Genomic DNA, 24,398 nt, shown 5'->3' with positions numbered 1-24,398 from the left:
TCCACCGACCGTGCCGCCCCCCGACCGTGCCGTCCACCGACCCGCCCCGGCGCCCCGCGCCGCCCTCCCCACCGGGAACCGAGATGGAGGTCCGCATGCCCGACACCGCGTCCGACACCGCGCCCGGGTCCGCCCTCGGCGACGACCTGCAGGCCAGGGCCGCCGCCCTGCTGCGCTCGACCGCCAACGACCTGAAGCGCAACGACCGCGACGCCGAAGCCGACCTCTCCCTGGCGCCGGGCGCGTTCGCCGAGTACACCTCCGGGCGACGGCCCGTCACCTGGGAGCTGATCGAGCGCGCCGCCCGCGTCTGGCCGGTCAACGAGCGCGACCTGCTCCCGGTGCGCGACGACGCCCCGACCGGGGTGCGCGTCTGCCGCGCCAAGGAGTCGGCCGCCACCTCCCGCGTGATCGAGCGCGGCGGCGGCCCCTACTACGAGTACCGGGACACCGCGATGTCCCGGCTGTCCTCCTACCGGCCCGAGTGGATCCGCATGCTGCGGACCGTGGACGACGACGAGCCCGGCAACCCGGCCGTCGAATGGAACAAGGGCCACCTGCTCTACCAGTTCACCTACTTCGTCGGGCCGGTGAACTACTACCACGAGTGGGAGGGCGTGCGGCACTGCGTGCCGATGACCACCGGGGACTCGGTGTGGGGGCTGCCGTTCGGCCCGCACTCCTTCGCCGCGCGCAGCGACGCCGAACCCGCCTACATCCTCGCCCTGACCTACGGCGGGGACCTCACCGGCGACGCCCAGCGGGAGATCGCCGCCCTCGGCACGGACGCGGCCGGGGACCTGGCCCTGCCCAGCGGGGCCGACGGGGCGCTGCTCGCCTCGTTCCTGCGGGCGCGCGCCATGTCCGAGGGGGAACTGGCCCGGCGCAGCGGCCTGTCCCCCGACCGTGTCCACACCCTGTGCACGGGCGCCGGGCGGGCCGAATGGTCCGAGCTGGCGGCGCTCGCCCCCGCCCTGGGCGTCCCCGTCCGGGAGCTGCTCGCCCCCTCCACCCGGGCCCGTGACGGGGTACGGGTGCGCAAGGGGGCCGACGTGCGCCGCTGGACCTACCCCGACGCCCGCCGCCCGTCCTACCGCATCGCCGAACTGGCGGGCGACCCCCTGCACCCCCACACCAGCGCCCTGGAGGTGGAGGTGCTCACCGGGGAGGAGGGGCCGCCGCTCACCACCCACCAGCACCAGTACGCCTACGTCCTGGGGGACGCCCCCGTCACCGCCTCCTGGACCCGCGACGGCCGGAGCCACAGCGAGCGGCTGGAACCGGGCGACTCGGCCTACGCCGTCCCCGGCGTCCCCCTGTCCCTGGCGGCGCCCGAGGGCGGAGCGGCGCCCCGCCTGCTGCTGCTGCGCATCCGCGGCGCGGTCACCCCCGACGTGCGGTTCGCCCTGGGGGCCATGGCCGCCGACGGCATCGACCGGTACGTGGCCGAGGACCGGCTCTGGTACTGACCCCGCCCGCGGGCGCCCGAGCGTGAAAGGAAGCGACCGTTGCCTGAACGACCCCGCACACCCAAACCGGAACGGCTCCGACGGCTCCTGCGAGGCGCGGACCCCGTGCGCGCCGTCGGGGCGCACAACGGCCTCACCGCCCGGCTCGCCGAACGCGCGGGCTTCGAGGCGGTGTGGTCCTCCAGCTTCGAGCTGTCCGCCAGCCAGGGCCTGCCCGACGCCAGCCTGCTCGGTCTGGCCGAGTTCGTCGACGCCGCCGAGGCCATGGACGCCGCGGTGGACCTGCCGGTCATCGCCGACTGCGACACCGGATTCGGCGGCCCGCTGAACGTGGCGCACGCCCTGCGCCGCTTCGAGCGCCGCGGCGTCGCGGCGATCTGCATCGAGGACAAGGTCTTCCCGAAGATGAACAGCTTCGCGCGGACCGCGCACGACCTGGTCCCCACCGAGGAGTTCGCGCTGAAGCTCAAGTCGGGGCTGCAGGCCCGCAGCGACCCCGACTTCCTGCTCATCGCCCGCACCGAGGCGCTGATCGCCGGACAGGGCGTGCCCGAGGCGCTGGAGCGGGCCCGCGCCTACGCCGCCGCCGGGGCCGACGCGGTGCTGGTGCACAGCAAGAGCACCCGCCCCGACGACATCCTGGAGTTCGGCGCCCGCTGGGACGGCGGCGTCCCGCTGGTGGCGGTCCCCACCACCTACGGGCAGATGCACGAGCGGGAGCTGTTCGACGCGGGGTACCGCATCGTCATCTACGCCAACCACGGGCTCCGCGCGGCGGTCAGCGGCGTCACCTCCACCCTCGACGCGCTGGCGGCGTCGGGGCGCGCGCGGGACGTCGAGGACGGCATCGCCACCATGCCCGAGCTGTTCGACCTGCAGCGCATGCCCGCGGACTTCAAGGCGGCCCCGTGATCGGCGGCCGGGCGTTCCTGGACGCGCTCGCCGAACGCGGGGTGGGGCTGCTCTCGGGCGTGCCCTGCTCCTACTTCGGCGCGCCGATCCGGGAGCTGGAGTCCTACGGGGGCATCGGCTACGTGCCCGCCGCCAACGAGGGCACGGCGCTGGCGACGGCCGCCGGGGCCGCCCTGTCGGGGGTCCGGGCCGGGGTGATCGCCCAGAACTCCGGCTTCGGCAACCTGGTCAACCCCCTGACCTCGCTGGTGCTGCCGTACCGGATCGGGGTGCTGGCGCTGGTGAGCATGCGCGGGTGGCCCGAGGCGGGGCCGGGCGAGCCGCAGCACCGGTGGATGGGGCAGGTGGTGCCGCGCTGGCTGGACTCCCTGGAGGTCCCGCACTGGACGCTGCGGCCCGGCGGGCCCGAGCTGCCGGCCCTGCTGAAGGAGGCCCAGCCCGTGCTGGACTCGGGATGCCCGGCGTTCATCCTGGTCGCCAAGGGGGCGGTCGAGGGGGCGCCGGCCGCGGCGGGGCCGGATGCGCCCCGGGCGGGCGCCCTCACCCGCGAGGACGCGGTGCGCGCCGTGCTCGCGGAGGCGGGGGAGGCGCGGCTGATGGCCACCACGGGCTACCTCTCCCGCACCCTGTTCAACCTCGGCGGGCGGGACGGGGACTTCTACATGCAGGGGTCGATGGGGCACATCGCGAGCCTGGCGCTGGGCGCCGCCCTCGCCCGGCCCGAGCAGCGGTTCGCCGTCCTCGACGGCGACGGGTCGGTGCTCATGCACATGGGGGCGCTCGCCACGGTGGGCCACTTCGCGCCCGAGAACCTGGTGCACGTCGTCTTCGACAACGGCGGCTACGAGTCGACCGGCGGGCAGGCGGTCGCGGCCTCGCGCACCGACCTGGCGGCGGTGGCCCGCGCCTGCGGCTACCGCGAGGCGCTGACCGTCGACGGGACCGGCGGAGCGGGAAGCGCGCGCGGCGCAGGGGGTGCGGACGCCGTCGGGCCCGAGGCGCTGACGTCGGCCGTGCGCAGGGCGATGCGCACCCCCGGCCCCGTCGCGCTGGTGGTGCGCGGGGTGCAGGGCGGCTCGGCGGGTGAGCGCGCGTCGGGCACGATCACGGTCGAGGAGATCGGTGCCCGGTTCTCCGCCCGCCTGGCGGAGGGGACCGCGTGACCGGGCGCGCGCTGGAGGGCCTGTCCGAGCGCACCGAGGTTCGCTTCGGGCGCGGCGCCCTGGACGCCCTCGGCGACGTGCTGGAGGAGCGCGGGGCGCGCCGGGTGCTGGTGGTTCACGGGCGGTCCTCGTTCCGGTCCGGGACGCGGGCCGAGCGGGTGGCACGGGCCGCGCCCGACGTCCGGTTCTTCGGCGGCATCCGCCCCAACCCCGGGGCCGACCAGGTCGCCGAGGCGGTGGCGGCGGCGCGCCGGTTCACCCCGGACGCGGTGGTGGGCATCGGCGGCGGCAGCGCGATGGACGCCGCCAAGGCGGTCGCCGTGCTGGCCGCCCCGGGCGCGGGCGGCGCCAACGTGGCCGCCCACCTGCGCCGCCCCGAGCTGGTGCGGTGGCCGCGGGTGCGCACGCTGGTGCTGGTGCCCACCGTCTCCGGGTCCGGCAGCGAGCTCACCCGGTTCGCCACCGTCTACGAGGGCGGGCGCAAGCTCTCCCTTGACCACCCGGAGGCCGCGGCCGACACCGCCCTGGTCGACCCCGACCTCACGGCGTCGGTGCCGCCGCACACGGCCGCCGCGAGCGCGCTGGACGCCCTCTGCCAGGGCGTGGAGTCCCACTGGTCGGTGGCCGGGACCGACGCGTCGCGGGAACTGGCGCTCGGCGCGGTCGAGACCGTCGCGCCGCCGCTGCTCCGCGCGGTGGGCGGAACGAGGGGCACGCGCGGTGAGGGCGGTACGGACGGCGCCGGGTTCGCCGACCCCGGCCTGCGCGAGGAGCTGGCCCGAGGGGCGCTCATGGCCGGAGCGGCCATCGACCGCACCCGCACCACGGCGGCGCACGCCCTGTCCTACGGGCTCACCGCCGGGCACGGGGTGCCGCACGGGTACGCGGTCGGCCTGCACCTGCGCTGGCTGGTCGGCCACAACGCGGCGGTGACCCGGGAGGACAACCGGCACCCGGACGGCCCCCAAGCGCTCCGCGACCTGGTGGAGCGGGTCCGGGGCGCGTGCCGCCACGCCGGTGCCGACGGTGTGGAGCACCTGGTGGACCGGGTGCTCGCCTTCGGCGGGATGCCGGAGTCCGTACCCGGGCACGGCGGGTGGGCGGACGCGCTGGCCTCCCGGCGCGCCGACAACAACCCGCGCGCGGTGACCGAGCGCGACGTGCTCCGCGCGATGACGGAGAACACGGAGAGGATGCAGACCCATGGCTGATGGCCGACCCCGCGTGCTGTACACCGACCCGCCGTGGCTGGCGTCCGGCGACGGCGCCGACCCGGCACTGGCCACGGTCGAGACCGAGGTCCTTGGGCCCGGTGTCGAGCTGGCCTTCGGCCGCCGCGAAGGGGGCCGCTACCTGCTCGACGGGCCGGACCTGGCCGAGCGGGCCCGGGGCGCCCGAGTGCTGGTGGTGTACCGCTGCAAGGTGACCCCGGAGCTTTTGGACGCGGCGGGGCCCGGACTGCGGGCCGTGGTGCGCCAAGGCGTCGGCGTGGACAACCTCAACGCGCCGCTCCTGGCAGAGCGCGGCCTGCCCGGCTACAACGTCCCCGACTACTGCGTGGACGAGGTCAGCGCGCACACCAGCGCGCTGGCGCTGTCCCTGGAGCGGGCCGTGGTCCCCCAGCACCAGGGCCTCACCGGCGGAGCCTTCGACATCTACGCGGGCGGGGTGCCCAGGCGCACCAACCGGCGCACGCTTGGCGTGGTCGGCTTCGGCAGGATCGGGCGGGCGGTGGCCGCGCGGCTCGGGGCGTTCTACGGGCGGGTGCTGGTGTACGACCCCTACATCGGGCGCGACCTGCCCGAGGGGTACGGGGCGCAGGCCGTGGACGACCTGGACGAGCTGCTCGGGCAGGCGCACATGGTGACCCTGCACTGCCCGCTGAACGATGAGACGCGGGGCATGTTCGACGCGGCGGCGCTGTCCCGCATGCGGCCGGACGCCTACCTGGTGAACGCGGCGCGCGGGGCGCTCGTCGACCCCGAGGGGCTGGGCAAGGCACTGGAGGAGGGCCGGATCGCCGGGGCCGGTCTGGACGTGTTCTTCCCCGAGAACCCGCACGACGACCCGAGGTGGGCGCCGGTCCTGGCCCACCCGCGCACGGTGGTGACCAGCCACCGCGCCTTCCTGTCGGAGGAGGCCGAGGACAGCAGCCGCCGCCGGGTGGCGGAAGCGGTGGCACAAGCCCTCGCAGGCCGCCCGGTCCGCGTCGGCCGCGTCCTCCCGGACCCGGAGGGGGCGGCCTGATGCCGCACTCCCACCACGGGACGCCGCGCGAGCAGCGGCCCGTAGGGCCTGCGGCCGCACAGGACCGCACCGGGCACGCGGCAGCGTCTTCAGACCGAGGCGATGATCGCCCCGTGACTCCGGGGCACATCGCGGGCGAACTCCGCGGACGCCATCGGGGCGGGGCCGCCTCCTGCGAGGGCCCGGACCGGCACGGTGGTGTCCGCAACCGTCGTGAAGCGGTTCCGGCCGACCGGAAGATCGTGGGGCGACTCGTGCAGGGGCCCCGCGACGTGCTCGCGGACCGGGACACCGTCCGCTCCCGGCGTGCCCCTCGGTGCACCTGCCCGTCTCGTGGACATGGGCCGGAATACGACCATGAAGGGACGGCGGAATGAGCCTCTCTCCCACTGCGGCCGTCTCGCATGGGGACGGCGTCATCGCCCTCACCACCGGGGACGTCCGCGTTCCCGTCCACCCCGAGCGCGGGGCGGCGGCGCCCCGCCGGGGCGACCAGCCCTACCCGCCGCCCGCAGGGGACGCCGAACTTCGCTCCCTGGTCGCCGAGCAGGCCTCCCGGAGCGCCGCAGAGGTGCCCGCCGACGCGGTCCTCATCGCCCCCGGCGCCCGGGTCGCCGCACTGGTGGTGCTGCGCGCCGCCGCCGAAGGCGGCGACGTGCTGCTCCCCGCGCCCTACTGGGCGAGCTACCCCGCCGTGATCGGTGCGGCCGGTGCGACGGCCGTCCCCGTGCCCGGCGACGTCGGCACCGGGGTGCGGGCGGCCGACCTGGAGGCGGCGCGCACCCCCGCCACCCGCGCGGTCGTGGTGAACTCCCCGCGCAACCCCGACGGCGCCCTCACCCCGGCCGAGGACCTGGCCGCCATCGCCGATTGGGCCGGACGCAACGGCGTCACGGTCCTCTTCGACGAGGTGTACCGGGGGGTGCCGCTGCGCGGCGGGCGCGCCCCGTCGGCCCTCGACCTGTTCGGCACGCTCCCCGACCACTGCGCCGTGCTCGACGGGCTGAGCAAGAGCCACGCGCTGGCCGGACTGCGGATCGGGTGGGCGCTGGCCTCCGGCGGCCTGCTCAAGCGGGCGCAGGGCCTGGCCTCCCACCTGGTCGGCGGGGTGTCGGCGGCCGTGCAGGCCACCGCCGCCGAGGCGGTCCGCGACCGCGGCCTGCCCGAGCGGGTCGGCGGGCCGCTGACCGAGAACATGCGCCGGGCCGCCAAGACCCTGGACGCGCTCCCCGGCGTGGACTGCCCGGAGCCCGGCGGCGGGATCTTCCTCTTCCCCGACCTGTCGCGGTGGCTCCGGGAGCGGGCCCCAGAGGCGGCGCGGCACGACCCCGTCGGGTGGCTGCGCGGGGAGCACGGCGTGGCCGTCGTCGACGGGGCGGCCTTCGGCGCCCCCGGCCACGTGCGGCTCTCCTTCGCCCTGCCCGCCGACCGCCTCGACACGGGCCTGGGCCGACTGCGCGCGGCGCTGGAAGGCGGCGGCCATGGGTGACCTCGCCGTGGACACGGCCTACCCCGCCTCCTGGCGGGCGGCCGGTCCGCCGCTGCTGGCCGCCGAGGAGTGGAGCACGGCCATGGCCGGGCGGATCGAAGGCGAGCAGGTCTGGTTCAGCCGGGGAGAGGCGCCCGGCGGCGGCCCCGCCTTCGGCATCGGCGGGTTCGTGGTCTCCGACCCCGGCGCCTACCCCCTGGGCAACGCGGGCGCGCTCTTCGCCGACCCCGGGTCGCCGTTCGCCCCCGACACAGCCCGAGAGGGGCTCACCGGCCTGGACACGGCCGCCCTCTACCCGCACCTGCTGCTGACCTACCCCGGCTACGCCACGTTCCCCCTCGGCCCCGGCGACGCGGGCGAGGGCCTGGCCGCCGTCGTGGCGTGGGCGCGGGAGAGCGGCCTGGCGGCGGTCGCCCTGCCCTACGCCGAGGCGGACTCCCCGCTCGACCGGGCCGCACGCGCCCTGGGGGCGCACGGGTTCGACCTGGGCGGCGACGCCTACCTGGACGTTCCCGAGGACGGGTTCGCCGGGTACCTGGCCGCGCTGCCGTCCAAGCGGCGCACGGCGGTGCGGGCCGAACGCCGGGCCCTGCGCGGGCACGGGGTGCGGGCGCGGGTCACCGAGCGGCCGGACGGGGCCCTGCTCGACCGGATGGCCGGGCTGCGGACCGCCAACCGCCGCAAGTACGGGCTGCCCGCCGACCACGGTGCGGAGCTCCTGCGGCTGGAGGCCGTGGCCGGTGCGCTGGAGGGCAGGACCGACCTGGTCGTGCTCGACCCCGGGGACGGCGGGCCGCCGCTCGGCTTCACCCTGTTCGTGCGGGACGGCGACGTCTGGCACGGGCTGTACACCGGCGCCGACGAGGACGACCCCCGGGCGGTCGGCGCCTACTTCGAGAGCACCTACTACACCCCCGTCGAGCACGCCCGCGAGGTCGGCATCCGGCGCATCTCCTACGGCCTCGGCGCGGAGGAGGCCAAGCGGCTGCGCGGCTGTTCGGCGGTCCCGGTGCGCGGGTCGCTGCTCGGTCTGGCCCCCGGGGCCGAGCGGGTCGCGGCACGGGCCGCCGACGTGTGGAAGGAGGCCGCGGGATGAGCGGAGGAGGGGTGGCGGCGCTCCGGTCGCGCCTGGGCATCGTCGCCGAGCGCGACTTCGGGATGCTGTGGACCGGTCGGGTGCTCTCCCTGCTGGGCGACTACGCGTTCCGGATCGCCCTGATCACCTACCTGATCACCGAGACCGGGAGCCCGTGGAGCCTGGCGGTCGCGGGCGCGGTGCTGACCCTGCCGTCGCTGGTCTTCTACCTGTACGGCGGGGCGGTGGGGGACACGGCCGACTCCCGCAGGCGGATCATGGCCGCCGCCGACGTGGGCCGGTTCGCCGCGGCGGGGGCGATCACCGTCGCCGTGCTGCTGTCCGCCCACCCGGCGGTGGTGGTCGTGCTGGCCCTGCTGCTGGGGGTGGGCGAGGGCTTCTTCATGCCCGCCTCGTTCGCCCTGCTCACCGAGATCGTGCGCAAGGACCGGCTGGTGGCGGCGAACTCGGCGAACTCGGTGGGGCAGCAGATCGCGCTGATCACCGGGCCGATGCTGGGCGGGCTGCTCATCGGCGCGCTGGGCGCGGCGGCCGCGTTCGGGTTCAACGCGCTGACCTTCCTGGCGTCGGCGGTGTGCATTCTGGCGATCCGGAGTGCGCGGAGCAGGCGGGCCCAGGGGGCGGGCCCGGCCGTCCCCGCCGACGCGGGTGCCTCCGGCGCGGACACCGCCGAGTCCACCGCCGAGTCCGCCACCGGCGATGCGACCGGCGACGCGGGTGGCGACGGCGACGGTGGCCCGCGCAAGGTGCTCGCCGACATCGCCGGCGGCTTCGGCTACGTGCTGGGCCACCGGTGGCTGGTGGTCGCGTTCGCGGTGGGCATGCTGGCCAACGCGGTGTTCACCGGGAGCCTGGACGTCACGGTGCCCTTCGTGCTCTCCCCCGGCGGCGTCGAGGAGGCCGCCGACCTCGGCGGGTTCTACGCGCTGGAGGGGGCGGGGGCGCTGCTGGGCGCGCTGATCCTGGTGCGGCTGACGGTGGTGCGGGTCGGCACCGGGATGTTCGCGATGCTGGCCATGATGGCGGCGTCACTGCTGATGGTGGGGGTGTTCGGGGACCACCCCGGGGCGTTCGCGATGGCCGTCGTGTACGGCGTCGGGCTGCACTTCTTCAACTCGCTGTTCCCGTCGCTGCTCCAGGCGAAGGTGCCCGAGCACCTGATGAGCCGGGTGGGAAGCATCGTCTTCCTGGCGTTCAACGGCCTGATGCCGCTGGGGACGCTGGTGATGGGGCCCGCGGTGGACGCCTTCGGGCCGCTCGCCGTGCTCATGGCCAGCGGCGGGGCGGTGGCGGTGATGTGCGCGGCGGCGGCGCTGCTGCCGAGCATCCGGGCCCTGCGCATGGACGACGGGAGCGGAGGCGGCGAGGAGAGCGGCCAGGAGGGGGGCGCGTCCCCGTCCTCCGCGTCGGAGGAGGCCACGGGGTAGCCCGGCCGCACGCCGGTCCCCGGCCGTGTCAGCGGTCGAGGTAGGCCAGCACCGCCAGCACCCTCCGGTGGCCGTCCATCCGGGGGTCCAGGTCGAGTTTGGTGAAGATCGACCCCACGTGTTTGCGCACCGCCGCGTCGGACACCACCAGCAGGCGTGCGATGGCCGCGTTGGACTCGCCTCGGGCCATCAGCCCCAGGACCTCGCGCTCCCTCGGTGCCAGCCGGTCGAGCGGGCTCGACCGCGCCGCCATCATCACCTGGACCACCTCGCGGTCCAGGACCGTTCCGCCCGCCGCCGCCTTCGCCACCGCCCCGGCGAACTCCTCCACGTCCCCGATGCGCTCCTTGAGCAGGTAGCCCGCGCCTCCCGGGGCGTCGATCGCCAGCAGCTCCGCGGCGTAGGCCGGCTGCACGTACTGGCTGAGCACGATGATGCCCACGGCGGGGCGCTCGCGCCGGATCCGGACCGCCGCGAGCAGCCCCTCGTCCGCGTACCCCGGCGGCATGCGCACGTCCGTGACGACGAGGTCCGGGTCGTGGCCGCGGACCGCCTCCTCCAGGGCGTCGGCGTCCCCGACCGCCGCGACGACGCGGTGCCCGAACCGCTCCAGGACGCCCGACACGCCTTCGCGGAGCAGGACCGAATCGTCCGCGACGACGACGGTCAACGCCTCCTGCGGTCCCGCCCCGGACCCCGTCTTCGCACCCGTCGCCGTCATACCTGCGGGATCTCCAATCGCACGGTGGTCGGCCCGCCTTCCGGGCTGTCCACGGCCAGTTCCCCGCCCAGCACCGCCAAGCGGTGGCGCAGGCCGTCCAGCCCGCCGCCGTCCGGCTTCGCGCCCCCGGGCCCATCGTCCGTGACGGCCACCCGCAGCACCCCCTCCCGCACTCCGCCCCGCACGCGCACCGAGGCGCCGGGGGCGTGCTTGGCGGCGTTCGCCAGCGCCTCGCACACCACGAAGTAGGCGGTGGACTCCACCGCCGCGGGCAGCCGTCCGGGCAGATCGATGCCGATGTCCACGGGCGCATCCGTGCGGGCGGCCGCGTCCCGCAAGGCGGCCCGCAGCCCGCGTTCGGTGAGCACCTGGGGGTGGACGCCGCGCACCAGGTCGCGCAGCTCGCTGAGGGAGGCCGTCACGTGGTCCTGGGCCTGCCGGACGGCGTCGGCCGCCGGGGAGCCGGGCGGCAGGTCGAGCCGGGCCAGCCCGAGTGCGGCCTTCGCGGCGACCAGGCGCTGCTGGGCGCCGTCGTGCAGGTCGCGCTCGATGCGGCGGCGCTCGTCGTCGAAGGCCTCCGCCAGCGCCGCCCGCGAGGCCGTGACGGCGCTCAGCTCCGCCGCCAGGCGGTCCTCCCGCGGCGAGAGCACCGCGCGGGCGATCTCCGAGCGCGCCGCCGCCCACGCCGCCACCAGGTAGAGCCCGACCAGCCACAGGGACCCCCAGGCCAGCACCGTGGGCACCCACTCGAAGACCCGCAGCTGCTCGGCGTTCCAGTAGGTGAGCACCCCCGCCAGCGGGGCGCCGAGCGCCAGGAGGAGCACGACCACGTCCAGCACGTAGAAGGCGCTGAAGCTGAGCACGGTATAGCCGACGTCGCGCCACAGCCTCGGGGAGAGCGGCCGGCCCCAGGGGCGGGCCGCGCTTGCGGCCTCCCCGCGGGGCGGCTCCGGGCGCGCCCCCACCAGCCCCTCGCACCACCGCCCCCACCGGACGACCAGCGGGGTGCTCCCGAAGACCGTCGCCAGGAAGAGCATCCCCATGAGCGGGCCCACGACCCGCCAGTGCCGACCCGAGTCGGGCCAGTTCAGCGCCATCGCGTGCGCGGTCCCGAACAGGAGCGTCCCCGCCACCGTCCCCGCCAGCAGGTAGGCCAGGGCGCGCCACGGCCACGCGGACAGCAGGAAACGGTGGGGCGCGTGCGTGATCGCCGCGCGCAGGGTTCGGATGGGCACGGGACGACGATAGACGGCCGCGGGGCGGCGGCGCGGTAGACCGGGGTCTACCTTCAAGAGTCCACCGAGGGCACCCGCGCGGAGCCGGTCCGGGCCGATGTGCTGGGGATATGAACGCCATACCCCACGCCACCCGCGACGCGGTCCGCGTCGCCGCCGTGGCCAAGCACCACACCGCAGGCGAGCACCGCGTCGCCGCCCTGGACGGGGCGTCGCTGACCGTGCGGGCGGGCACCCTGACCGCCGTCATGGGCCCCTCCGGGTCGGGGAAGTCGACCCTGCTGCACTGCGCGGCGGGCCTGGACCGGCCCGACGCCGGGACCGTCACCGTGGACGGGGTCGACCTCGGGTCCCTGGGCGAACGGGGGCTCACCGAGTTCCGGCGCAGGCGGATCGGGTTCGTCTTCCAGGACTACAACCTCGTCGACGCGCTCACCGCCGCCCAGAACACACTGCTGCCCGCCCGCCTGGCGGGGGCGCGGGCGGGACGGCGCCACGCCCTGGCGGCGCTGGAGGAGGTGGGGCTGCGCGACCGCGCCGACCACCGCCCCCACCAGCTCTCCGGAGGCGAGCAGCAGCGGGTGGCGATCGCCCGGGCGGTGCTGTCCCGGCCCGCCGTCCTCTGCGCGGACGAGCCCACCGGCGCCCTCGACCTCGCCCGGGGGCGCCAGGTGCTGGACCGGCTGCGCGCGGTGGTGGACGTGCACGGCGGGACCGTCCTGATGGTCACCCACGACCCCGCCGTGGCCGCGCGCGCCGACCGGGTCGTGTTCATGGCCGACGGCCGGATCGTCGACGAGCTCGGCGCGGACGGCGCCGCCCCCGCGGCGGAGGCCGTCGCGGTGCGCATGGCCGGGCTGGAGGCGGTGTGATCGCGTTCGCCATGGTCCGCCACCGCCTGCGCGCGGTCGTGGGCGGCTTCATCGCGCTGACCCTGGGGGTCGCCCTCCTCGCGGCCTCCGCGGTCGTCATCGCCTCCTCCCTGCCGGCGGTGCCCCAGCGCTATGGGGGCGCCGACGTCATGGCGGTCCCGGAGGCCGCCGGGACCCGGTCCGACGGCGCCACCGTCGCGCGCGCGGTCTGGAGCGGGGCGGAGGCCGACGCCCTGGCCGGGGAGATCGCAGCCGCCGACGGTGTCGAGGCGGCGGTGGCCGAGCGGCGCTTCGACGCCAGGGTCATGGACGGGGAGCGCATCGTCGGCGGCCCCGCCGACGGCGCCCCGGTCGCGGCCGGCTGGTCCTCCTTCCCGCTGGGGGCGGCACGGATGCTCGACGGCGGGGCGCCGTCGGAGCGCGACCAGGTGGTCCTCCCCGCGTCCTACGGGCGGTCGGTCGGCGACCGGGTGACCGTGCTGACGGCCGGGGCCGCGTGGCCGATGACCGTCTCCGGCGTCACCGACGGCGAGGACGTCCTCGTCGCCGACGCCCTCGCCGCCGAATCCGCCACGGGCGTCTCCCTCATCGGCGCGGTCGCGGAGCCGGGCGCCGACGCCGCCGCCGTCGGCGGGCGCGTGCGGGACGTCCTGGACCCCGGGGCGGAGGTGTTCACCGCGGCCGACCAGGCGGCGATGGCCGCGGAGTTCGACGCGACCGACGACTGGGTGGGCCAGCAGCTCCTGGTCCTGGTCGGCGCCCTGGCGGTGTTCGTGTCGGTGTTCGTGGTCGGCACCACCTTCACCTTCCAGGTGGCGGTGCGGCGGCGGGAGATCGCGCTCCTGCGGGCGGTCGGCGCGACCCCGGGGCAGGTGCGCCGGATGCTGCTGGGCGAGGCGGCGCTGGTGGGCGCCGCGGCGTCCGCGGCCGGGTCGGTGCTCGGCGTGGCGGGGGCGTTCCTGCTGGGCGACTGGATGGTGGGGCGGGAGCTGTTGTCCGGCACCTGGGAGGTGCGGTCGGTCGCCGTCCCCGTCGCGGCCGCGGTCCTCACCGGGATGGCCACGGCGCTCGCCGGGGTCCTGGGCGCATCGCGCCGCGCGGCGGGGGTCGCCCCGCTGGAGGCGCTGCGGCCGGGGGAGACGCGCTCGGAGCCGCTGCCGCGGTGGCGCCTGTGGGCCGCCGCCGCGGCCGCCGCGACGGCCGCCGCGACGGGCGCCGCGACGGCGGCCGCGACCGCGCGGGCGGACGCGGAGGACGCGATGGGCCTCGCCTTAGGGGCGAGCCTGGCGCTGCTGGTGGCGGCGGCCGTCGCCGCGCCCGTCCATCTGCCGCGGATCCTCGGCCTGCTGCCGGGCCGGTCCCCCATGGCCGAGCTGCTGCGGGCGGAGGCGCGGGCGGGCGCGCGCCGACTGGGCGCGGTCATGATGCCGAGCCTGTTGATATCCGCCCTGGCCGTCACGGTGCTCGGCCTGACCGGAACGGTCGGGGCGGCCATCGACGAGCACTCCCGGGGCGAGATCCCGGGCGCGGCCATGGTCATGAGCGGGGACGAGGAGGGCCTGACCGACCGCGCCCTGGACCTGGCCGGGGAACACGCCGAGGGGGAGGTGTTCAGCCAGCTGTCCACCGGGGTCTACGCGGGCGGCCGCTGGGTGGAGTCCGTCGGGCTGCACCGGTACGCCCCCGAGGAGGGGACGGTGCAGGCCTCGCCCGAGACCGCGGAGCGGTTCGGCTGGCGGGACGGCGACACCGTGGAGCTGACGTGGGCGGACGGGACCGAGGGCACGGTCCCGGTCACCGTCGCGCCGTTCCCGCCGGCGCTGGAGCTGTGGGCGGAGCTGGCCCTCCCCTACGACTTGGCGCGCGAGCACGATCCGGGCGCCTTTACGGCCGCCGCGAGCCTCGACCCCGCGGAGCCCGACGGGCTCCCCGGCACGCTCTCGGGCGCGCTGGCCGGTCAGGGGGCGTACGTGCAGGACACCGCCCGGGTGATCGACGACGGGATCGCGGGAGAGCTCCGCCTCATGCGCCTGTTCACCTGGGTCATCCTGGCCCTGTCGCTGGGGTACGCGGCGGTCTCCCTGGGCAACACGCTGTCGCTGGCGGCTTCGGCGCGCCGCCGCGACCTCGCCCTGCTGCGGGTGGCCGGGGCGCACCGGTGGCAGGCGGCGGCGCTGCTGACGGCGGAGTCCGGCCTGGCGTCCGCGGTGGGGCTGTCCGTGGGGGCGCTGCTGTCCCTGCCCGGCCTGTTCGCGCTCGGCATCGGGCTGCGCGACGAGTTCGACCCCCGGAAGGGGCCGGTGGAGGTGTCGGTGCACCTGCCCTGGGCGGAGTTCGGCGCGGTGGCCGCCGCCTGCCTGGCGGTCGGCCTCCTCGCGGCGCTGGTGTCCGCGTCCCGGGCGCTGCGCCGCACGCCGTCGTCCGTGGTCGCCGAACGGGGGTGAGAGCGGCTCCGCGGGGCGGCCGTCCACAGGCTGGGGACGGCGGGACGGCCTGCGTCCGTCCCGTGGTTTCGGACGGACGATAAGTCGACATGTGGACTAGCCGCTTCAAGGACAGGGGGATTCGAGGATACGTCGGCACACCCGGCCCGGCCCCGGCCCGGCCCCGGCTCAGGCCCGGGCCCGCCGGGACCGACCCGGACGATGCGGCCATCGCCGTCTCGGCCGCCGGCGTGGGAGAGGGGCCGGTCCGCCCCTGACCCGTGGAGCCCTCCGGCCCCCTCCGACCCGTCTCCGCCCGCGCCGGCCGACGGGGCCGGGGCGGAACAGGCGGGAGCGGCCCGGTACGGCGGACCGGGCCCTCCCGTCCCCGCCTCCCTCCGGGATCAGGCGCCGTCCAAGCCCTCTCCCAGCGGCTCGGGGAGCGGCTTTCCCGTCTCCAGGAGGGTCTTGAGGCTGGAGATCACCGCGGGCCAGCCCTCGCGCAGCATGTCCAGGACCGTGCTGCCGGGGTCGAACCCGTCGTGCACCAGCTTCAGCCGGACCGTCGGTCCGAGGTCGTCGATGGTGAACGTCGCCTTCGACCGGGACTCGGCGGCCAGCACGGACCGCAGGTCCTCGGCGACACCGACGGCCGCGGCCCACTCCGGGGTGAAGGTGTGCCAGGTGTAGGACAGCCTCCGGTGCGGATCGGCCGCCAGGACGACCTGCTCGGGGTGGTCGACCTCGGCCCCGTGCTCCACCCAGGTGATCGTCGATCCGGGGTGCCAGTCCGTCCGCAGCTCGGCGCCCCAGTAGCGCCGGGTGAGCTCCGGATCCGTCAGGGCCCGCCAGAGCCGTTCCGGATCGGTGGCGATGAAGGCCGTGTACTCGAACGCGTCCCCGTCCATGGGTCCCCCTCCGTGATTCCCCAGGTCCCCGCCCTCGTGGGGCGGGGCGGCGGCGCGGGCGTCGTGCCGTCGCGCCCGCCCCCGTACCTACCCACGGAGCTTTCGCCGACCTCTCCGACGTCGCCCCCGTCGGCACCTGGAGCGTCCCGAGAGACCCGTTGGCTCCGCGTGGACACGGGGGATCGCCGAGCGGTGGGCCGCACGCTTCAACGAAGACGACCATCGCTGGTGGGAGGAGGAGCCGCGGCCGCGCCCGGAGGGGCCGTACGGCGCCTGGCCGCGATGGCCGTGGTCGCGCTGAGCCGCATCCGCCCCTCGTGCATCATTGAGCGGTCGTCCTTGTCGCCCCGACGGGTTTGGAGCCGCCCACCGATGCCGTCGTTCACCGCCTCGCCCAATGTCCTCTTCGACACGCGGGTGTGCGCCGTCCGGCGGCTCTCGCCCGGGTTCGTGCGGCTCACGGTCACCGGGCCGCATCTCGGGCGCTTCGGGCCCTACGGGCTCGACCAGCGGATCAAGATCCTCGTGCCCGACGGGGCGGTGCCGGACGTGTTCGGTGCGGGGGCCGGAGACGACGGCCTGCTCGGCGAGGCCGAGTGGCGGGCGCGCTGGCGTTCGCTCCCCGCCGGGGATCGGCCCCTCCTGCGCAGCTACACCGTCGCCGGTGTCCGCCCGGAGAAGCGCGAAGTGGACATCGACTTCTACCTCCACTCCAGTCCCGGACCGGCCAGCGCCCTCGCGGCCGCCGCGCTCGGCGGGGAGCGGGTGCTGCTCTCCGGACCGGACGTCCGCCGGGGGCGCCCCGCCCACGGCATCCAGTGGAACCCCGGTCCCGCGCGGCGCGTGCTCATCGCCGGTGACGAGGCCGCGTTCCCCGCGATCCGCAACATCCTCGCCGACCTCGACCCGTCCGTCCGCGCCGACGTCCTCGTCGAGGCGGCCGACCCCGCGGATGTCGTGGTGGCCGGGGCGAAGGAGGAGCGGCACCGGCCGACCGCCGTGCTCCGCGCCCCGGATTCCGGCCACGGCGGCCCGCTCGTCGACGCGGTCGCCGACTGGGCCCGCGAGCACGCCCCCGGCGCGGCGGCCCTCGGCCCCGGCTTCTACGCCTGGACGGCCGCCGAGAGCACCCGCGTCGCACGGATGCGGGACCTGCTGCGCGGTGCGGGCATCGCCCCCGACCGCGTGCACGCCCAGGGCTACTGGAATTCCAGGGGCCGCACCGGTGAGCGGCGCGCGGCCTCCGCGTCCGCCGGACCGGACGCCGTCGATTCGGGGGCGCCTAGACCAGTCGGCTCCGGATCGGGGGCCTAGACGCCGCCCGGAGGGCCGGAGCGGGCGGCGCCCCGGAGGCGCGGCTCCGGGGCGTGTTCCGATCGTCACCGCATCCGACCAGGCAGGGGGCTGGACAGGTTGAGGTGAGCCTTTGCTAAGTTAGGGTCCGCTAAATTGGCCGGACTCGGCCACCCCCGTACCGGCGGATTGGATCCCCCATGCCCCAGACCACCCGAGGCCGCACCGCGCGCCTGCTCCCCTTCGCCCTCCCGGCCGCCGCCGTGCTCGCCGTGTCCGCGTGCGGAGGCGGCGCCGACACCGGCGGCTCCGGCGGATCCGGGGACGCCTCCGGCGAGACCCGCACCGTCGAGCACGCCCGCGGCACCACCGAGGTCCCCGCCGACCCGCAGAAGGTCGTCGTCCTCGAACCCGTCCAGCTCGACACCTCGGTCGCCCTGGGCACGGTCCCGGTCGGCGCCGCGCTCTTCGACGAGGCCGCCGGGGTCCCCGAGTACCTCGGCGAGGAGGCCGCCGACGTGCAGGGCGTGGGCACCGTGCCCGAGCCCGACATCGAGGAGATCGCCGCCCTGGAGCCCGACCTCGTCATCGGGACCGAGTCGCGCCACTCCGCCCTCTACGACAAGCTGTCCGATGTCGCGCCCACGGTCTTCATGGAGTCCCAGGCCGACCCGTGGCAGGACAACGTCGACCTGGTCGCCAGCGCCCTCGGCAAGGAGGACGAGGCCGAGGAGCTGCTCGGCGACTACGAGGCGCGCTGCGACGAGATCGCCGAGAAGTACGGCACCGAGGGCTCGACCGCCCAGGTCATCCGCCCCCGCGACGACGTCCTCTCGCTCTATGGGCCCACGTCCTTCGCCGGGAGCACCCTGGAGTGCGCCGGGTTCACCACCCCCGAGCACGACTGGGAGGACATCTCCCTGGACATCTCCCCCGAGAAGGTCCTCGACGCCAAGGCCGACCTGGTCCTGGTCACCGCCGACGACCCGGACGCCGACGGGGCCGTGCCGCCGTCGATCAGCGACAACGAGGACGAGTTCCCCGAGCTGTACACGGTGGAGAACTCGTTCTGGATCGCCGGTGTCGGCCCCAAGGGCGGCATGACGGTCCTCGACGACCTCGACCGCATCCTCGACGAGTCCGACGCCTTCGAGGCTTCGGAGTAGGCTCCACGCGGCGCGCCGGACCCCCGGCGCGCCGCGGCGGGACCGGATCGGAACGGGGGCGCGGGTGGCAGGACGAGCGGTCGCGGGGGAGAAGGCGGCGCCCTCCCCTGCCCGGCCCATGCGCGCACGCGCCCCGGTGTGGGTGGTCGGCGGCCTCCTGGCATTGGCCGCCGCCGTCCTGCTGTCCCTGCTCGTCGGCGCCAACCCCCAGCCCCCGTCGGCGGTGCTGGACGCGCTGCTGGGCGGCGGGGACTCCGAGGCCCGCTACGTCGTCTGGGAGCAGCGGGCGCCGCGCACCGCGGCCGGGCTCGCCGTCGGCGCCGCCCTGGGCACGGCCGGCGCCCTCATCCAGGCCTTCACCCGCAACCCGCTCGCCGACCCCGGCATCCTCGGGGTGAACTCGGGCGCCGCGTTCGCCGTCGCGATCGGCATCGCCTTCCTCGGGGTGACCACCCCCGCGGGGTACGTCTGGCTGGCCTGCGCGGGCGCCCTGGCGGTCACCCTCGCGGTCTACGCCGTCGGCACCGCCGGGGGGCCGCAGGCCGGGCCGGTCCGGCTGACGGTGACCGGGGTCGCGCTCGGCGCGGTGTTCGCCGGGCTGACCACCGGCCTGATGCTCACCCGCCCCGACGCCTTCGACCGGATGCGCGGGTGGGAGGCCGGGAGCCTGCTGGGGCGCGGCGCCGACGTGCTGCTCCCGGTGCTCCCGCTGCTCGCGGCCGGGCTGGCGATCGCCGCCGCCGTCGCGCCGGGGCTGAACGCGATCGCGCTGGGCACCGACGTCGCCCGCGCTCAGGGGGTGAACGTGGGGCGGGTGCGCATCGCCGTCCTCGCCGCCGTGACCCTGCTGGCCGGGGGCGCCACCGCCGTCGCCGGGCCGATCGTGTTCGTGGGGCTGATGATCCCGCACGCGGTGCGCTGGGTGGTCGGCCCCGACCAGCGCCGCCTGCTGCTCGGCACGCTGATCGCCTCCCCGGTGCTGGTGCTGCTGTCCGACGTGCTCGGCCGGGTCGCGGTGCTCCCGAGCGAGATGCCGGTCGGCGTGGTGACCGCGTTCGTCGGTGCCCCGGTCCTCATCGCACTGGTGCGCCGACCGAAGGCGAGCGGCCTGTGAGCACTCCGCAGACATCCCGGGCCCCGGAGCGCCCCGCGGCGCCGGACCGCAGGCTGGTGCACCGGCCCGCCCTCGACGGCGGGCGGCGGCGCGTCGTCGTCGGCCCCGAACGGGCCAACGTCGTGGTGCGGCTGCGCACGGCCGCCGTGGTGCTGGCCGCCGTCGCCACGGTCGCCGTCCTCGGACTGTCCGCCCTGGCCCTGGGCGACTACCCGCTCAGCCCCTCCCAAGTGATCGCGGTGCTCACCGGCCGCACCGACGGATTCGAGAACATCGTGGTCGTCGAGTGGCGCCTCCCGCGTGCGTTGGCGGCCGTGGTGTTCGGCGCCGCGCTCGCGTTGGCGGGCGGCGTCTTCCAGACCCTGACGCGCAACGTGCTGGCCAGCCCGGACCTCGTCGGCCTGGCGAACGGGTCGTTCACCGGGATGCTGGTGGCGCTGATGGTCCTGGGCGGCGGCTGGGCCCTGATGACGGCGGGGTCGCTCATCGGCGGCCTGGCCGCCGCGGTCGCCATCTACCTGCTGGCCTACCGGGGCGGGATCAAGGGCTTCCGCTTCATCGTGGTGGGCATCGGCATCTCGTCCATGCTGGCCTCGGTGAACACCTGGCTGATCCTGCGGGCGGACGTGGAGACCGCCCTGTTCGCCTCCGCATGGGGTGCGGGGACGCTGAACAACGTCACCGCCGAGACCGCCTATCCGGCCATCGCCGCGTGCGCCGCGCTGATGGCGGTGCTGCCGCTGACCGCCCCGGCGCTGCGCCAGATGGACCTGGGCGACGACATGGCCCAGGCGACCGGCGTGCGCGTCGGGCGCGCCCGCACCGCGGCGATCGCGGTTGCGGTGGCCCTGGTGAGCGTGGTGACGGCGGTGGCGGGGCCGATCGCGTTCGTGTCCCTGGCCGCCCCGCAGATCGCCCGGAGGATCGCCGGGGCGCCGGGCATCCCCCTGGTGGCCACGGCCGCCTTCGGCGCCGGGCTGCTGCTCGCCTCGGACCTCATCGCCCAGCACGTCATCCCGCTGACGATCCCGGTGGGCGTGGTCACCGTGGTCTTCGGCGGCGGGTACCTGGTGTGGCTCCTCGTCCACGAGGCCCGCAAGGGCCGCTGACGGGGGCGGCGGTCCTGCGGCGATTCGGCGACGTGCCGCTTCGTCCGCATGTCGACACCGCATGTCGCCGCATGTCGACACCGCGTCGGCACCGCATGTCGACACCGCGTCGGCACCGCATGTCGACACGGCGTCCTGGGCGGTCCGGGCGGCCGCCGTCAGAGGGAGGCGTTCGGAACCCCGTTTCGGTCTCCCCGGACGGGGGACGTTCCGGGCGTTCCCGGCACCGTTCCGATGGAGGATCCCCCCGATGGCGCCCGTCACCGACCGCGTCCTGTTCAAGGTCGTCCACAACCTCTCGGTGGAGAAGGCCGGGATCAATCTGACCCGCCACACGAACCGGGAGACCCTGCACGTCGTCGCCCGACCGGCGCGCGGCCACGCCGACGTCCAGGTGCAGTGCGGGCAATGCGGCCGCACCGAGCGCCACCGGATCCTCGACCAGGAGGGGACACGGGCCCTGCGCCGCGCCTCGGCGAAGAAGTGGGGCGGGATCGCGGCCGGTGTCGCGGCCGCCGAGGCGCTGTTGATCTTCACCGGTGCGGCGGGGAACTTCCTCGGCGCCCTGCTGGTCTTCCTCGGCCTCGTCGGGCTCCTGGTCACCACGGTGATGGCCGTGGCCGGTCCGCGCGACCTGCACGGGACCACCCGGATCGACGGGGACGGGAACCCCTGGCAGCCCACCGCCACCAAGGAGGAGCAGAAGAAGGCCCTCAACGAGCGGGTGCCCGAGGGGGCCAGTGCCTTCTGCATGGTCATGGTGGAAGGGGTGGACGACGGGGCCGACCGGAGGAACCGGCCGGGGCGGCGGCCCGTGGACGGTCCGGACAGCCTCCCCGGCTGATCCCGGGCGGGGGTCAGACCCTCCCGGCGGGGGCCGTGGAGGCCGTGTCCAGCACCGCGCCCGCCATGGCCTCGTGGCCCGCGGCGTTCGGGTGCACGGGGGCGGCGTCGACCGCGTCCAGCGGCTCCATCCAGCGCACGTCCTCCGGCTGGCACAGGTCGTGGCCGACGGAGCCGGTGTAGGTGTCCACGTACTCGGCGCCGTGCGCCTGGGCGCGCTCGGCGAGCATGTCGTTCAGGCTCTTCTGGGTGTCGCGCAGCCAGGGGGCGTCGCCGGCGGCGATGGGTACGGTGCCGTGGCAGTTGGACCCGTCGTCGGGCATGATCACCGGGTAGCCGAGGAGCAGCACGCGCGCGTCCGGCGACCGCTCGGCGATCCCCTCCAGCACCCCGTCGATCTTCGGCGCGGTCTCCTCGATGCGCTCCTGCAGCTCGTCGCTGTCGCCCGAGGTGAAGCTGTCCTTGCACGGCTGACCGTTCGGATCGAACACCCCCAGGACGGCGCACCGTGTGACGATGTCGGCGAACCCCATGTCGTTGCCGCCGACCTGCAGGGTGACCAGGTCGGTGCTCTCTTTCAGGGCGTCGAACTGCGGCGGGTTGGAGCCCTGCGGCTCGGTCATGTGCTCGGTGGTGGCGCCGCCGCAGCTCAGGTCGGTGAAGGCGTCGGGGGACAGGTCGGCGGAGACCAGGGTCGGGTAGTTGCGGTCGGAGCGGCCGCACTCGGCGTCGACCTGGTCGGGGATGCCGACGCCGGAGGTGAAGGAGTCGCCCAGGGCGGCGTAGTCCGCCACGGAGGCCTCGGCGGGAGCGGGGGCCGCCGAAGCGGGGGCGGTGCCCGGCAGCGGGGCGGCCAGGGCCGCGGCGGCGACGGGGACGGCGGCCAGGGACAGGCGTCGGGCACGGGGGGATGGGGACATGGCGCGACCTCGCGTGGTGTCCGGGGCGGCCGGGCACAGGGGGGCCAGGCCGCGGGGTGCGGGGGAGTCGGGGGGACACGGGGGAGGCTGCGCGCAGCGGACGGAGCGGGACGTCTGCGAAACACCCTTACCGGAGAGTAATCCTCACCGCGGCGCCACAGGCGCGTCAATCCCCGCGGTGGGCCCATGTCCGGGCGTGGGCCCCGCCCCCGCCCCCGGCCGGGGGCGGCGGGAAACGGGGGAAGGGGCGCCGGGGAACGCGCGGCACGGCCCGGAGAGGAGGGCCGCGGCGCGGATCAGACCAGGTTGTTCAGGGCCTGGCGGCCCAGCTCGGGCATGAGTCGTCCTGTGGGCCCCCACGCCAGCGTGGGCGTGTCCGTGCCCCCCGCCGGGGGCTGGATCTCCCGCTCGACGGTGACCACCGTGTTCTGCAGGCGGATGAAGACCACGCCCTGGTAGGCGCCGTCCCCGTTGTCGACCAGGACCACCGTGCTCTCGTCCCCGATGCCGGGGGCCTCCTGCTGCACCACGTCCCCGAGGATGCCCGCCTGCTCCTCGGCGGCCCCCCGGTAGAGGGCGGCGGCGGACTCCGGCGCGTCCGCGGACTGGTACCGGATCCGGAGCACGTGGAAGGAGCCGTCGTCGGCGAGCTGCTGCCACATGCAGCTCCTGCTGGGCGCCGCACCCTCGGACGACTCCGACCGGGTGGGCTCCTCGCCCATCCCCAGGCCTTCGAGGGTCTGCGGGCCGACACCGGAGCAGGCGTCGGCGGGCAGCCGGTAGGGCCCGGGGCCGACCGCCACCTGGGTCGGGGTGTCCGGGCCGGTATAGGCGGCCACGCCCTCGTGCGGGTCGGGGGCGTACTCCTCCCCGGTGCCCGCGCCGGGGGCCTCGTCCGCGCCGCCCGTGCCGTCACCGTCACCGTCACCGTCACCGGCGCCGTCGTCGGCGCCGTCCTCCCGGCCGCTGGTCTCGCCCCCGGTGCCGCCTTCGGCCCCGGTCTCGGCGGCGGCGCCACCGGCGGGGGCGCCCGCCCCGCCGCCTCCGACCGCCGCCGTCACCACGACGACGCCCGTGACGACCACCAGGGCGAGCATGAACACCCCCGCCCCCAGGGCGACCCACCGGCTCGCGCCGCCCGGCCGCGAGGCCGGGGGCGGCTGCACCGCCTCAGGCGGGGGAGGGGGCGTGATGAACGGCGGCCCTGGCGGACCCGGGGGCGGCGGGGACTGCTGCATCGACACCGATTCCTCTCCTCACCGGATGCGGAACGCACCATAGCGGTCCCACTGTGATCGATCGATGCGCGAGGTGGCGAATCGATCCGTCGGTGAATCGACTCGTCGGCACCCCGGTCCGGTTCCCGCTCGGGGCGGCGGACCGCCGGATTCCGGCCGGGACAGGGGGAGAGGCGCGGGGGAGGGGCGCTCCTCCTCAGCGGTCGCGGGAGAGTTCGGACAGCTTCTCCATGCAGTGGACCAGGCTCTCCAGCACCAGCGCCCGCTGCGCGGGGGACAGGTCGCCGAGGATCTCGTCCTCCAGATCGTCCACCGACTCCTGGGCCCGGTCGAGCACCGCGGCGCCCTCGCGGGTGAGGACCGTGCGGCGGACGCGGCCGTGGTCCGGGTCGGACGTGCGCTCCACCAGGCCGCGCTGCTCCAGGGAGCCCAGCACCTGGTTCATCGACTGCGGCGTCACCATCGACCGCCGTGCGAGCTGGGCGTTGGACAGGCCCGTGCGGCGTGCCAGGACCGACAGCACCGTCAGCTCCGGGACGCTCAGTCCGTGCGGGCGCAGGCGCCGGTTGAGCTCCCGGCGGATCCCCTGGTCCACGCGGCCGGCGACGTAGGTGAACGACGGGGGCGCCGCCGGGTCGCCCGGCGCGGGCGGCGCTGCTGCGGATTCCGTAGGTGGCACGGGGGCAGTCTAGCAGAATCCCGTTCCGACTCTTGTCAGGAAACCTGATGTCTCCTTACACTCGTGCCCGTTGA

21 protein-coding genes are annotated in these 24,398 nt (G+C 76.0%); 15 read left to right on the top strand and 6 right to left on the bottom strand.

The genetic code is table 11. The features are described from left to right. Positions 1-95 precede the first annotated feature (95 nt). From O4U47_RS09445 to O4U47_RS09410, 8 genes are all read left to right on the top strand, one after another. Entirely contained in the window at positions 96-1,469 is a 1,374-nt protein-coding gene (locus tag O4U47_RS09445) for a helix-turn-helix domain-containing protein (protein WP_270677305.1), read from the top strand. Positions 1,470-1,508: 39 nt separating this feature from the next. Continuing rightward, on the top strand, positions 1,509-2,381 hold the full coding sequence (locus tag O4U47_RS09440; RefSeq protein ID WP_270677303.1) for an isocitrate lyase/phosphoenolpyruvate mutase family protein: 873 nt from the start codon (positions 1,509-1,511) through the stop codon (positions 2,379-2,381). Continuing rightward, entirely contained in the window at positions 2,378-3,544 is a 1,167-nt protein-coding gene (locus O4U47_RS09435) for a thiamine pyrophosphate-dependent enzyme (protein WP_270677302.1), read from the top strand. The genes O4U47_RS09440 and O4U47_RS09435 overlap by 4 nt, the downstream gene beginning before the upstream one ends. Further along, positions 3,541-4,755, top strand: coding sequence for an iron-containing alcohol dehydrogenase (locus tag O4U47_RS09430; protein ID WP_270677301.1), 1,215 nt, complete (start codon positions 3,541-3,543; stop codon positions 4,753-4,755). Before O4U47_RS09435 ends, O4U47_RS09430 begins: the two co-directional genes overlap by 4 nt. Next, entirely contained in the window at positions 4,748-5,791 is a 1,044-nt protein-coding gene (locus O4U47_RS09425; RefSeq protein ID WP_270677300.1) for a C-terminal binding protein, read from the top strand. Before O4U47_RS09430 ends, O4U47_RS09425 begins: the two co-directional genes overlap by 8 nt. A 373-nt stretch (positions 5,792-6,164) precedes the next feature. Continuing rightward, the gene (locus O4U47_RS09420) at positions 6,165-7,280 is read left to right on the top strand and encodes a pyridoxal phosphate-dependent aminotransferase (RefSeq protein WP_270677299.1); all 1,116 of its coding nucleotides are present in this window, start codon (positions 6,165-6,167) and stop codon (positions 7,278-7,280) included. Then, entirely contained in the window at positions 7,273-8,376 is a 1,104-nt protein-coding gene (locus O4U47_RS09415) for a GNAT family N-acetyltransferase (RefSeq protein WP_270677298.1), read from the top strand. The genes O4U47_RS09420 and O4U47_RS09415 overlap by 8 nt, the downstream gene beginning before the upstream one ends. After that, positions 8,373-9,803: an MFS transporter gene (locus tag O4U47_RS09410; protein WP_270677297.1), complete on the top strand. Its 1,431-nt coding sequence runs from the start codon at positions 8,373-8,375 to the stop codon at positions 9,801-9,803. Before O4U47_RS09415 ends, O4U47_RS09410 begins: the two co-directional genes overlap by 4 nt. Before the next feature lie 28 nt (positions 9,804-9,831). Here the strand turns inward: O4U47_RS09410 and O4U47_RS09405 are convergent, their stop codons facing one another. Next, positions 9,832-10,524 (bottom strand): response regulator transcription factor, encoded by a 693-nt coding sequence (locus tag O4U47_RS09405; protein WP_270677296.1) that lies wholly within the window; start codon positions 10,522-10,524, stop codon positions 9,832-9,834. Next, positions 10,521-11,759: a sensor histidine kinase gene (locus tag O4U47_RS09400; RefSeq protein ID WP_270677295.1), complete on the bottom strand. Its 1,239-nt coding sequence runs from the start codon at positions 11,757-11,759 to the stop codon at positions 10,521-10,523. Before O4U47_RS09400 ends, O4U47_RS09405 begins: the two co-directional genes overlap by 4 nt. 110 nt (positions 11,760-11,869) lie before the next feature. Between O4U47_RS09400 and O4U47_RS09395 the strand changes: the two genes are divergently transcribed. Then, a complete protein-coding gene (locus O4U47_RS09395) occupies positions 11,870-12,631 on the top strand; it encodes an ABC transporter ATP-binding protein (protein ID WP_270677294.1) in 762 nt (253 codons plus the stop codon). Continuing rightward, positions 12,628-15,075: an ABC transporter permease gene (locus tag O4U47_RS09390; RefSeq protein ID WP_270677293.1), complete on the top strand. Its 2,448-nt coding sequence runs from the start codon at positions 12,628-12,630 to the stop codon at positions 15,073-15,075. Before O4U47_RS09395 ends, O4U47_RS09390 begins: the two co-directional genes overlap by 4 nt. Positions 15,076-15,458: 383 nt before the next feature. On the opposite strand, the gene O4U47_RS09385 is transcribed toward O4U47_RS09390, so the two are convergent. Further along, positions 15,459-15,962, bottom strand: a complete 504-nt coding sequence (locus O4U47_RS09385; RefSeq protein WP_270677292.1) for an SRPBCC family protein — start codon at positions 15,960-15,962, stop codon at positions 15,459-15,461. 372 nt (positions 15,963-16,334) lie between these two features. Between O4U47_RS09385 and O4U47_RS09380 the strand changes: the two genes are divergently transcribed. From O4U47_RS09380 to O4U47_RS09360, 5 genes are all read left to right on the top strand, one after another. Continuing rightward, complete coding sequence (locus O4U47_RS09380; protein WP_270677291.1) at positions 16,335-17,276, top strand: siderophore-interacting protein; 942 nt, start codon at positions 16,335-16,337, stop codon at positions 17,274-17,276. A 179-nt stretch (positions 17,277-17,455) separates the two neighbouring features. Continuing rightward, positions 17,456-18,421, top strand: a complete 966-nt coding sequence (locus O4U47_RS09375) for an ABC transporter substrate-binding protein (RefSeq protein WP_270677290.1) — start codon at positions 17,456-17,458, stop codon at positions 18,419-18,421. A gap of 118 nt (positions 18,422-18,539) precedes the next feature. Further along, positions 18,540-19,535 carry a FecCD family ABC transporter permease gene (locus O4U47_RS09370; protein WP_270677377.1) on the top strand — a complete coding sequence of 332 codons (996 nt, stop codon included), beginning with the start codon at positions 18,540-18,542 and terminating at the stop codon, positions 19,533-19,535. After that, positions 19,532-20,644, top strand: coding sequence for a FecCD family ABC transporter permease (locus O4U47_RS09365; protein ID WP_270677289.1), 1,113 nt, complete (start codon positions 19,532-19,534; stop codon positions 20,642-20,644). The genes O4U47_RS09370 and O4U47_RS09365 overlap by 4 nt, the downstream gene beginning before the upstream one ends. Positions 20,645-20,894: 250 nt before the next feature. Continuing rightward, entirely contained in the window at positions 20,895-21,488 is a 594-nt protein-coding gene (locus tag O4U47_RS09360) for a hypothetical protein (RefSeq protein ID WP_270677288.1), read from the top strand. A 13-nt stretch (positions 21,489-21,501) separates the two neighbouring features. Here the strand turns inward: O4U47_RS09360 and O4U47_RS09355 are convergent, their stop codons facing one another. From O4U47_RS09355 to O4U47_RS09345, 3 genes are all read right to left on the bottom strand, one after another. Next, entirely contained in the window at positions 21,502-22,407 is a 906-nt protein-coding gene (locus O4U47_RS09355; RefSeq protein ID WP_270677287.1) for an SGNH/GDSL hydrolase family protein, read from the bottom strand. 296 nt (positions 22,408-22,703) lie between these two features. Continuing rightward, positions 22,704-23,651, bottom strand: a complete 948-nt coding sequence (locus tag O4U47_RS09350) for a hypothetical protein (RefSeq protein WP_270677286.1) — start codon at positions 23,649-23,651, stop codon at positions 22,704-22,706. 190 nt (positions 23,652-23,841) lie between these two features. Then, a complete protein-coding gene (locus O4U47_RS09345) occupies positions 23,842-24,324 on the bottom strand; it encodes a MarR family winged helix-turn-helix transcriptional regulator (protein WP_270677285.1) in 483 nt (160 codons plus the stop codon). Positions 24,325-24,398 lie beyond the last annotated feature (74 nt).

This window comes from Nocardiopsis suaedae, assembly GCF_027706745.1.
Lineage (GTDB): Bacteria > Actinomycetota > Actinomycetes > Streptosporangiales > Streptosporangiaceae > Nocardiopsis_A > Nocardiopsis_A suaedae.
This window is presented reverse-complemented; position numbering and strand designations above follow the sequence as displayed.